We start from the raw sequence: 10,897 nt of genomic DNA on the forward strand, positions 1-10,897 counted from the left end.
TAGTGACGAATGCAGCCGCTGACATTTGCGGCACCTGCGTTCCAAAGCGATCTACCGCCTCAGTTGAAATTCGACCGGAATGGTCAGTTCCACTTCATCGCCCATGCCTGCGGGGATCGCCGGCAGCGGTTGCGCGCGCTTGAGTGTATCGAGCGCGGCCTGGTCAAGGTCATAGTAGCCTGACTTTTTCACGATGGCGGACGACAGCACCATGCCGGCCTTATTCATTCTGAAGCGAATGGTGATGGTGCCTTGCTGGCGAGCGGCACGCGCTCGCGCAGGATAGCGGCGGAAGCGCTCCAGATGCGCGAGGATCGTGCCTTTCCAGTCCGGACGGGCATCGTTGGATAATCGGTTGACGGTCGGCGCGGCGAGGCTTTTTGGCGCAGTCGTTTCCGGTACGGCGGGGCTAGGATCGGTAATATTAGCCGGCTCCCGCACCTCACGTGCTGACATGCTTGGTGACGCAAGCTGTACTATTGGCACCGGCATTGGCTCTGGAACGGCTTCTAGTTCCGCCTCCTGCTTCTCCACCTGTTCCGGCCCAGGAGCTAGATTGCGGACCGGCTCTGATGGGGCCGCGAGGGGTTGCAACTCCACCACCGTCAGCGACTGCGAAGTGGTTATAACCGGCGGGTGAACTACCTTCCAAGTGAACAGGACGGCAGCCAGCACCAGCCCGATAATTGAAGCTGTTCCACCAAACCCGAACAGGCGTGTGCGCCAGTCCATTGGCTGATCGCAATAGCGGCTATAGTTGGGCGAGACTTCCCCATCACTCACCGCCGGCGGCAGCGGCGGGCTTTCTCGCTCCCGCGGATTGTCAGGATAATAGGTCCGAAAGACGACATGGCCTTCAAAGAGGACCGTTTCATCATTCGCTGCGGCAAGCCGCGCTGCGCTATAGCCTCCTAGCTTCATGCCGAGGCTCCCGGCTCGGGACGCCGAACGATCCAGATCGCCCAAAACAGCATGAAGGCTCCTATTGCGCCGGAAAACAGCGGGCCGGGTCTGACGTGCAGCCAGAACAGCCCGAACCCCAAAGCCATGCCGATGCATGCGGCGATCTTGGCGTGGCGCGGCACCACTCCCTCCGCGCGCCATGCGCGCACGCCGGGACCGAAGCGGGGATGATTAAGCAGCCAAGCTTCCAGCTTTGGAGAGGAACGCGCAAAGCAGGGCAGTGCTAATATCATGAAGGAGGTCGTCGGAAGCAGCGGCACGAAAATGCCGATGAAGCCGAGCGCCACCAGTATCAGGCCGAGCATGAGCCATCCGGCGCGGGCCGCTCGCCCGCGCCGGAGGAGATCGGCGGTAGCCCCTTCAGTCAAGACGTGCATCGACATGGGCCTGAACCCGCGCGAAGGCTTCCAGCGCGCCTTCCTTTGCGCGCTTTTCCTCATCGTTGCTCAGTTCGACCGCATCGAGCGCGGCGACAAACGCCCGCCAATGCGGAGCCGGTCCTTCAGGCGCGGGCGCGAGATGGCGCGCACCCAGACTATCGCTCAGACCAAGTTTCTGCGCTTCCTTGCGCAGCACCGCCGCGCCCATGTTGGACCCTTCGGCGACATAGAGCCAGCCCAGCGCGCATCCAAGGTCCAGCGGCTCACCGGCAGCGAACGCAGGCGCTCCGGCTTCCGGCGCCGCGACGCCCAGATCCTGCATGTCGGCCAATACGAGCGGTAACCGGCAGCGCTGGACGAGATCCGGGAAAGCGGCCTGAAGGCGTCTATCTGCGTAGAGGGCTTCGACGTCGCGATGGAACAGATACTGGATTGCCAGAAAGTGCTTGTAGTGCTCGACGCTGGCGAAGGACGAAGCCGACATGATCGAGCGATCGACGCCTTCATGGACCGTGCTGGTCAGCGCCTTCAAACGCTTCGCGCGGCTTTCCTCTTTGATGGGACGTTCGGTTGTAGTCACGATCATGAGTATGCTCCTCTGCACTGTGAAAGGTTGCCGTCGCGATCAGAAGGCATAGCTAAGCCTCGCGCTGGCAGTGGTGCGCTTGTAGGAATAGAGCCAGTCGATGTTGCTCTCGACGCGGGTGTGCTGGACAACTAACTCGGGAATTAGAGGTCCAAATTTCAGGACTGGCAGACGGGCGATTCCAGTAATATTGAATTGCCGGTCCTTGCGCTGCGCCTCGAATAATTCGCTGTAAGCACGATGCCGGCGGTAGCGATATGATCCCATGAGGAAGAGGCTCGCGACATTGCCGAAAGCCTTGTTGATCCCGAGCCGGGCACCCCATTGGTGATAGGCTTCGACAAGGCTCGACGTGTCCTTGACGACGACATCCGGTCCGCCGAACGCGGTCAAGGTCGGCGTCAGGGAATACCATCCCGTGACCGCAATATCCGTAAGCGGCCCATTTTGCGGAGCGAAAGCCGCATCACGATAACGGAAATCGCGATAATTGCCTTCGAGCCGGAAGAGCGTGCGCGGTGATAGAGTGTGCGTCCATTCCGCATTGAAACCTGGCGCCCTGTAAAGCTCCGATGATCCGAGCGAGCCCATCTCGAATGAGGGCGATAGGGAAATGGCGTTCAGGGCGCTCTGATATTGATAGCCCAAGCGCACGATCGCTGTTCCCTGAGAATAGTCATGACGTTCTGGATAGATGTCTCCGAACAGGATCGCCCGCGCCCTGAGTCCACTATGTCCGCCCAGAGGGACGTCCCTCGCCAGCGTCGCCTCGAAGTTAACGCCTGCGGCTGCGATAGCTGGCGGAACCTGGCGGTCGACGAGACAGGTGCCGTCGTCGGTTGCCAGCAGGCAGGTATAGCTTGCCGACGACTGATTGAGATTGCTGCTGTACCCCGAGCCGATGGCAAGGCTGCCCTGCCAACTCTGGCGGCGCTTGAGTGCGCCTAGGTAGGCATCGACCGTGCCGATCACGCCCTGCGCCTCTGGCCCATCATGCGCCAGCAGTTCGCGCGCTGCCCGGAATGCGCTATCGGCTTCACGATCCTTGTGGTTGTCGAAAAGGACGCGAGAGAGTTCGAGCGTGCCCGGGATAAAGTCCGCCTTAATCGCCAATAGCGCCCGATAGTGCCGTTCTGCGGCAGCCAGATCGCCTTTCTCGCGAGCCAGCGCGCCAAGTGCATATTCTACGAGCATGGGATCATGCCCATCCGTCTTTTGATAGGCGGCGAGGAAGCGGCGAACATCCCGCCACAGCTTGCGCGTTACCGAGACGTAGAGCGCTCGCCCGATTTCATCGACAGTGTTGCCAACCGCATAGGTCTGGCCGTCGATAGTCAGTGAAGAGGCGTCGCCGTCGAGCGCTTGAGCCTCGTCGATCGCACGTGCTTCCCGATCCGTGCGTTGGCGATCAAGCTGCTGGTCAAGCCGCAGGCGCGTGTCCTGCCCGCTAGTCGTCTGCGCGTTCGCCAAGGGCGCGCACAAGCAGGTCGCCAGAGCAAGCACCAGCGGTTCGGCCGGGATTGAAATAGGAAAAGCTGATCTGTCCATGAAGACGCTTGGCCGGATAATTCGGGTGGCAAAACCGGGGCCTCCATCGGAGGCCCCGATCTCAACATAAGCAATCAGTTCTTGGAGCCGCCAAATGCGGTGCTGTACTGACGGTTCGTGCCGCTGAACGCGACGGTGCCTGCCAACGCATTGACATTAGAGCCGAAGAAGCGGCCGCTCACCACACCGCTGGAGGCCAGCGGCGTACCGCCCGCGCCAGTCGCGCTTGCGCCGGCGCCCGCGAAGGCGCCGCCGGACGTGATGGTCGCGGTGCCGATGTTCACGCCATAGGTTCCGCCAGCATTAGCCAGACTGCCCGTGAGCGTGCCGCCGCTGCCGGTAAAGGCGGCATTGAACGTGCCGTTCAGAATGCCCTTGCCTTGATAGTCGCTGATGCCCTTGACCGAGTAGCTGGCCGAGCCGCTGGACGGGACAGAGGTCGAGGCGCCGGTGCCGCCATAATAGACGGTGTGGTCACCGGCGGTAACGCTCGCGGTCTGCTTCCACTCACCGAAATAGATGTCGTGACTGCCGACTTTGGCGAAGTCGAAACGGCCATATTGGCTGTGATCGGTGACAGTGCCGGTGACGGCGGTAAAGGTGGTCACGCCGTTGGCATCAGCACCGAGGACAGTCTTCAGGCCCTGGAAATCGATATACTGGCCTGCGGCGAGATTGGGCACATGGATGCCAACCTTGCCAGCGCTGTGTGGGCCGCCGACGACGGTGCTGGCGGCGATCGTCACCTTGGAGGAATCGCTGGTTCCGCCGACGACCTGAGCCTGGGCGGCGCCGGCCATCGTACTCGAAAGGGCGAGTACCAGACCAAGGGCTTTGAGATGTGCGAGCTTCATATTACGTCTCCTGCTTGTTGGAGCGCCCGACCGTTCGAGCGCGTCATCCAGGGTCGTCACCCATCATCCCGGTCAGCCAAGATTGTTGGATGTGGGCGACGGCCCTGAATCTCGGTCAGAACCTCCCGGTCAGGCTGAGGCGCACCGTTCGGCCCGGCGCGGGCAGCATGGAGCGTGACAGAGGGTCGAGATAATAACGGTTGTTGAGATTTAGGCCCGACAACTCGGCGCTGAAGCTGTCGTTGATCCTGAACTTGGCGTAGGCATCCAGCGTGATGATCTCGCCCCAGGTATAGGGGATGTTGAGGAAGCATCCGCCGATGCAGTCGTCGGCATTGGTGAATTCCGCGAGCTGTGGATTGTCGTAGCTAGCATACCAGGTGAAGCGCCCGCCGACCTCAAGCCGGCGACCGAAGAATCGTCCGCCCACGGTCCAATTGACCGTATCCTCGGGTGTTGCTTGCGTGAGTAGGAAGCCCGACAGGAAGCCATATTTGACGCAATCCGGAACGCGACCGCGCGACGGGTCCAACTGGGTGGCGACGCTCTCATCGCAGACCTTGTTGGTGGTCATGTGGCTGGCGCTAAGGTCGGTGAAGAAGGTGCCGTTGTCGAAGCGCGCCTGCAGCTCGAAGCCGGCGACCACCTGCTTGTCGACGTTGCTGAACATCAGGTTGGTGCTTCGCTCGATCACGTCGCGCGTGGTGTTGTGGAACCAGGTCAGCTTGAGATCAGCATGCTGCCCTTCACCGAGGCGAAACAGCGGCCGAAGATCCTGAACCCAGGCAGCTTCCCAGGACCGGATACGCTCGGGCTTCAGATCGCGCAGCGGGTTGATCGACGCCGAGAAGCCGATCGTGCTCTCGAACATGCTGGGGAAGCGATAGGCCTCAGCGTAGCGGACATAGGCCCGGCTCGCGCTGCTGATATATGCTGTGGCCGAAATCGTCGGCGCCCAGCCACGGCCGGATTTACGTTTGGCCTCTGTAATGGGAACGAAGGTATTATTGGCGGTGACGACGCACGTCCCTGTATAGTTTGCGACGTTATCGAGCGAGCCATTCAGACAGATATTGTCCGCCCGCTTGAAGCGGCCATCAGCGTCAGGAGCCCAGTCAGGGCCGTTGTAAGTTATATTGAAAGGGACGTTGGGATCGTAGCTGGAAAGGAAAATTGGCAGAAATGCTTCAATATCTTCAGGCGTAAAGCCGTTACCAGCGAGCATGTTACGTGTGTAAATTTCATAATCGGCCAAGCCCGAGCCGGCTGTCTGGTAGGAGGTGCTCCAGCTCGTCGTAACCGGTCGGCTGACCGATCCACCTTGGCGTCTCAGGTATTCCGGCAAGAAGTCGTCTTGAGCCCAATATCCGGAATAAGACAGGCCAGCATTGAGCTTGAGGAAACTCGCCGGTCGCCATTCGCCGCTGAAGTTGATGCGATACTCTTCGCGCCGCCCGGCGCGCGGCAATTGCCGCCAGCCATTGGCGGCAGCGGTCGAATATTCGTCGCCCGAGCGCAGGCGCTCATGCTGCCAGTTTCCTTCCAAAAGGAAGCTCAGCTTTGATGACAAATTGAACTGGTTGCTGGCAGTAAAGCCGTACCGGTCATTGTCGGAATTGGAGATGGCGGTGTTGACGATGGTCGGATCGCCGCCGAAGAGCGGGTCGGCTGCCGCATTGGGGAAACCGCCCGAGCTATAGGTGTCGCTGACCGTATCGGTGGCCCAGGCCGTGGCGCGGAAATCGATCCAGTGGCTGTCCGGCTGCCATTTATATTCGGCGTTATAGGCCTGCGCATGCACCTTGCTGAGCGGCCACTGGACATTCCCGAACGTAGGGCCGCCCACCGTGAAGATGCGCGACGGCAGGATGTCGCCGAAGGTCGACTTGCTGTCGCGGAACCCGATCTGCAGCGCCTGATCGTCCGCAATCCGCCACGTCGCCTTGAACAGGAAGGATTCCAGTTCGCTCGACGTGTTGGGGACTTCATTGCCGGGTTCATAGTTGAGACCGAGCTTGCGGACGAAGGTGTGCGAATTGAGAGGCAGATCTTCTTGGCTGTAATAGTCCGGCGCAGTCTCACCCGAAAAATAGTTACCGCGCTCGCGGAACGCATAGGCACCAAAGAGATCGAAATCGCCTATCCGGCCTGCGACGGCCAAGCGGATCGCGCGATCCCCGGCGGAGAAAGACTCATTGTCGTCGGGCGTGCGTAGGTTCACGCGGAGCGAGGGATCACAATAGGCATAGGTCGGAGATGCACCTACGCCTAGGCAGACGAAGCCAGGGATTGTTCGATAATCCTGGCCTGTGAGAAGCGTCGGCAGGCGCGGATTGGTCGAGTTGTTGCCGCCCTCGAGCTTCAGTTCGATACCAAAATTTTTGCCGGGTTTAAGGATATCTGCCGCATCAAGCGTGTTGATGACTACAGCGCCGCCGGTCGAGCCGTTAACGCCCCGCGTCGAAACCGGTCCTTTGAGCACCTGAAGCCCAGAAATCAGGCTCGGATCGACATAGCTGCGATTGCTCGCGCCATTATAGCCGCGCCAGACGGTCAGCGCCTGCTCGGTGCCGTCGATGATGACGGGTACGCGGCCCGGCCCCTGGATCCCGCGAATGCTGGGATCGAGCGCGCCGCCGTTGCGTGCATCGCCGCTGAACACGTTGACCATGCCCTTAAGGACGTCGGCGGTGTTGACGCCCTTGTAGCGCTCCACCTCCTCGCGGCTTGCGAAAGTCGATGAGATATCCTGATCGTATATGGCATCCTTCTGCCGGGCATCACGCTCCGCACCAGTCTCCGAAGAGGCGGCCACGATGGGCGTACCCTCGACTCGAAGAGAACCCAAGAGGACAGTATCGGATTGAGGAGGATCGACTTCGGCGACTGGGACCTTGCGCAACGAAACGATCCTGCCTTCGATGCGGGCCACCAACCCTGTCGAGGCAAGCAGACGCCCCAGTGCTTGCGAAGCCGTCATCGTGCCTTGTACGCCTGGGGACGAAAGGCCCCGGACCTGATCGGCATTCATACTGACCTGCAACTCCGACTGCCGCCCAAAATCTGTCAAAGCATCGACAACAGGCTGCGGTGCTATATCGAACGATCGCGCGCGCTCCTGCGGGGCCGACTGCGCCTGCGCCAAGGGTGGCGCCCCCACTCCAACGAGCATCACAGAGGCGAGGAGTGCCCCGACCCAACGCTGGCGGCTTCCGAAATTGCTGTAGCTACTCCCCGAACTCACCTAACCGATCCCCCGCGTCGAAATAGACTATCAACCACAACGCTATTGCGATGCAGTTGCATAAACTAAACGCGTGGGCGTCGGCCGATTCCAGAAAAAAATGAAATGAGAGGAAGTTTTCTTGACCGGCTTAGCCGACGGTGACGATCCGGAGCCACGGAGATAGTTGGGAAATCGTCACATTATGCGCTCGCGTCAACGCCTCGAGAGCGAGATCGGGATCGCGAAGATCATAGACGCCGCTGACCCGTCGGTCCTTTAACCCAGACCCTCTGGCAACGATGTAGCCCTTATACCAAGGGCGAAGTTGATCGATGACGTCGCCGATCGGCTGATCGTTGACGATTGCGATTCCCTCACGCCAAGTCGCGACCCGGTCCGGCCTGATCGCGCCGCGGATCGCGCTGCCTGCACTCATCAATACCGATTGACCCGCGACCAGCACGACACGTGGTGGAGACGCCGCATCAAGCATTTCCACTGAGACACGGCCGCGCTGAACGGCGACGGCGGTGCCACCGCCCATCTTCTCTACAGAAAAGGCCGTACCGAGGACAGTCACCCGACTATCCCCAGCGACTACGCGGAACGGTCGTGCTTCATCATGTGCGACATCGAACCAGGCTTCGCCTTGCAGCAGATCCAGCCTTCTCCCCTTCGTGTCGTCGCTAAAGGCGATAGCTGTCCCCGGAGCGAGATGGACAATGCTGCCATCCTTGAGTCGAACCACACGCAGCTCCGCCGTCCGCGTGATCTCATCCGAGTGCATCCAAAGCGAGAGGTCGGGTGCGGCGAACAACGCGAAGCATGCCGCCAGCGCCAGCACTGCGAACGTCCTGGCGCGCCCGACCTTTGGAAACCAAGCTTGATGCCCCGACAGCGACGGCGGTGTGTCGGCGCGCAACGGACCAGCTGCCGACATCAATCCCGATACATGCGCGGTTTCCTCCCACGCGGCGAGGTGCGCGGAGCTGGTGGCGAGCCAATCTATGAATTGGACATGCAGCGCCTCATTGTCCGGCTCATCCTCGAGCTGAATCAACCAGGCGGTGGCCTCTCGGCTGAGCGCGCTCCGCATTGAGTCCACCTCCTTTTCCCCGGTCATACCGTTTCCAGCATCTTCCATCTGAGCGCGCAGCGCGCGTATGCTATCGTTTTATGCATTTAACGAACGGAACTCCCACGGTTCCGGAAAATATCTCGAAAAATGGTTCAATCGCGCCTCCGCAGGGCCTTCTTGCAGAACTCGACGGCCTCAATCACCAGCTCCGAGGCGAGGCTCTTCGATATGCCAAGCTCTTTCGCGATCTCAATCAACTTCATGTCCTCGAAGCGGTGCATTTCGAATGCCCGGCGAGTCCGGGCGGGTAATTGTCCCAAGGCTTTGTGAAGCAGGGCGAGTTCGTTCTTGGCCTCCACGCTCACTTGCTGGGAAGGTTGGTCGCTTGCGACAAGCTCGGTCGCAACGGTTGCTTCGGTTGTGAAGATGCGACCCTCGCGGCCATCCCGCCGCTGGCTGTCCAGTGCGAGGTTATGAACTATCCGGAAGAGATAGCCGGCCGGCTCCTCAAGGGTGCGCAAGTTGGCGGTCGCGCGAAAGCGCAACCAAGCATCCTGCACTACATCTTGCGCTTTTGCAGAATCACCAGTGATCCTCGTCGCGTAACGGAGGAGATCCGCCTGAGATGCAAGAAATAGCTGAAGGCTATCGATTTTAGACACTCAACCCGACGCCCCTACCTAGCGACGATACCCACCAAGGCGCGTAGCATTTTCTTTGTTGCGAACCAATCGCAAATACCTTCAGGCCCTTCCCTATCTCGCAGGCCAGAAATCTCGGTGAGAAACGCGCTTGGCACATCCTCTCGGACCGGCCGCGGGAGCGGCGAATATGAGGGTCATTGAATGAGATATAAACAACGAACAACCGGCCTGAGATTCCGGAACTTTTTTGATCGGAAACGAAATTAAATAGATTTGACGAAGGCAAGAATTGATATAGCATTTATCCAACAGGGGTGCACTTCGAAATCAATAATAATTAGTCATCTCGTAATTAGTTGTGAGAATAATAAATAATATAAGACTATTACTATAATAGAGTTATTGGGGGTATTATGTTCGATTTTCCATTAAGTCGGAACAATTTCCGTAAGGAATTATTTGAACAAAGGCCTTGGCTTGTACGGCGGTGCTTTGATCCGTCACCCTTCAGTTGGTCGACAATCGATGCGGCGCTGGATCTCCAGGATCCCACCCGAGAGCTATTGAAGGTGCTCCATAATGGCAGGGTCGACCCGTCCCACTATGTCGAAGATTATGTCGACATCGGCATCAGAACGCGCCGGATTCGCAAGGACCGACTCTATGAGATGATGTCCAAGGGCGCGACCGTCGTGCTGAACCGCATCGAACTCGTTTCACCCATTGTTAGGGACGTTTGCACCGAGATCGGCCGATTTGTAGGTGCTCAGACGACCTCCAACGCTTATGCATGCCTGGGCGGCGAGCCGGCGACCAACGTCCATTGGGATACGCATGACGTCTTCGTCCTGCAAATCGGCGGTAGCAAACATTGGCGGATATACGAGCCCACCCACCCCCTTCCCATCAGCAGCCAGGTCAGCAATGATCGCAAGGACGAGCTTCCCAGCGCGCCGGTGATTGACGAGATATTGCAGGCAGGCGACGCACTATATGTGCCCCGCGGTTGGTGGCACAAGGTAGAGCCGGTGGCAGGCAGCGATACTCTCCACCTGACGGTGGCGATCCACACGCCGTTGGTTCTCGATTATTTCGTTTGGGCCTGCGGCTCGGTCCTGCCCGGCCTTCTCGAGGTTCGCCATGCGGTGATGGGTGACGCGCAAGACCCCCGCCATGTGGCCGAAGCCGTGTCGGCGGTAAGCGAGGCGCTAATGCACCCCGCCACCCTAGAGGCCTTCTACGCTCGTTCGCGCCAACGTGAGCGCGTGGTTTCCCCGTTCAATATCGGCCATCTCCTCAAGCAGGCCGAAACGCCGCTTCCCGCAGCCACCCGGCTGATGCTGAACACGCGCCATGCCGACGGTAATGCGGAGCAGTTCGACGTGAATGGATCACCGTTACAGCTCGTGGGCGATCATCACCGTGTCGCGCTGGCGCTCGCTCGCCACACCGCACTCGATCTGGAGGGTCTTCAGAAGGAGATGTCGGACGTTGAACCCGGCACCTTGGAAGCCATAATCCGCGATCTGGCGAAGGCTGACATCATCCAGATTGCCGTGCCGCAGACAACCCCGATGCCTGCCTTCGCATAACGGAGGCGTCGCCATGACGGCCGAAA

Annotated in this window: 9 protein-coding genes; 1 reads left to right on the plus strand and 8 read right to left on the minus strand. The window is 59.7% G+C overall.

From position 1 onward, the window contains the following. Positions 1–51: 51 nt before the first annotated feature. From ACZ5U1_RS11585 to ACZ5U1_RS11620, 8 genes are all read right to left on the minus strand, one after another. Complete coding sequence (locus ACZ5U1_RS11585) at positions 52–921, minus strand: energy transducer TonB family protein (protein ID WP_464778532.1); 870 nt, start codon at positions 919–921, stop codon at positions 52–54. Beyond that, positions 918–1,340, minus strand: a complete 423-nt coding sequence (locus tag ACZ5U1_RS11590; protein WP_464778533.1) for a YbaN family protein — start codon at positions 1,338–1,340, stop codon at positions 918–920. The genes ACZ5U1_RS11585 and ACZ5U1_RS11590 overlap by 4 nt, the downstream gene beginning before the upstream one ends. Beyond that, positions 1,324–1,929, minus strand: a complete 606-nt coding sequence (locus ACZ5U1_RS11595; protein WP_464778534.1) for a biliverdin-producing heme oxygenase — start codon at positions 1,927–1,929, stop codon at positions 1,324–1,326. Before ACZ5U1_RS11595 ends, ACZ5U1_RS11590 begins: the two co-directional genes overlap by 17 nt. A gap of 39 nt (positions 1,930–1,968) precedes the next feature. Next, on the minus strand, positions 1,969–3,477 hold the full coding sequence (locus ACZ5U1_RS11600; protein WP_464778535.1) for a surface lipoprotein assembly modifier: 1,509 nt from the start codon (positions 3,475–3,477) through the stop codon (positions 1,969–1,971). 74 nt (positions 3,478–3,551) lie between these two features. Next, positions 3,552–4,331: a Slam-dependent surface lipoprotein gene (locus ACZ5U1_RS11605; protein WP_464778536.1), complete on the minus strand. Its 780-nt coding sequence runs from the start codon at positions 4,329–4,331 to the stop codon at positions 3,552–3,554. A 115-nt stretch (positions 4,332–4,446) separates the two neighbouring features. Then, positions 4,447–7,575, minus strand: coding sequence for a TonB-dependent receptor (locus tag ACZ5U1_RS11610; RefSeq protein ID WP_464778537.1), 3,129 nt, complete (start codon positions 7,573–7,575; stop codon positions 4,447–4,449). Between the two features lie 130 nt (positions 7,576–7,705). After that, complete coding sequence (locus ACZ5U1_RS11615; RefSeq protein WP_464778538.1) at positions 7,706–8,653, minus strand: FecR family protein; 948 nt, start codon at positions 8,651–8,653, stop codon at positions 7,706–7,708. Between the two features lie 134 nt (positions 8,654–8,787). Next, positions 8,788–9,297 (minus strand): sigma-70 family RNA polymerase sigma factor, encoded by a 510-nt coding sequence (locus ACZ5U1_RS11620; protein ID WP_464778539.1) that lies wholly within the window; start codon positions 9,295–9,297, stop codon positions 8,788–8,790. Between the two features lie 551 nt (positions 9,298–9,848). On the opposite strand from ACZ5U1_RS11620, the gene ACZ5U1_RS11625 reads away from it, so the two are divergent. Beyond that, positions 9,849–10,871, plus strand: coding sequence for a JmjC domain-containing protein (locus tag ACZ5U1_RS11625; protein WP_464780037.1), 1,023 nt, complete (start codon positions 9,849–9,851; stop codon positions 10,869–10,871). Positions 10,872–10,897: the final 26 nt, after the last annotated feature.

This window comes from Sphingobium sp. TomTYG72 (genome assembly GCF_055394715.1).

Excerpts from the sequence above, each read along its gene's own strand:
- ACZ5U1_RS11590 (WP_464778533.1), bottom strand. The coding sequence starts at position 1,340 with ATGCACGTCTTGACTGAAGGGGCTACCGCCGATCTCCTCCGGCGCGGG.
- ACZ5U1_RS11595 (WP_464778534.1), bottom strand. The coding sequence starts at position 1,929 with ATGATCGTGACTACAACCGAACGTCCCATCAAAGAGGAAAGCCGCGCG.
- ACZ5U1_RS11585 (WP_464778532.1), bottom strand. The coding sequence starts at position 921 with ATGAAGCTAGGAGGCTATAGCGCAGCGCGGCTTGCCGCAGCGAATGAT.
- ACZ5U1_RS11605 (WP_464778536.1), bottom strand. The coding sequence starts at position 4,331 with ATGAAGCTCGCACATCTCAAAGCCCTTGGTCTGGTACTCGCCCTTTCG.
- ACZ5U1_RS11615 (WP_464778538.1), bottom strand. The coding sequence starts at position 8,653 with ATGCGGAGCGCGCTCAGCCGAGAGGCCACCGCCTGGTTGATTCAGCTC.
- ACZ5U1_RS11600 (WP_464778535.1), bottom strand. The coding sequence starts at position 3,477 with ATGGACAGATCAGCTTTTCCTATTTCAATCCCGGCCGAACCGCTGGTG.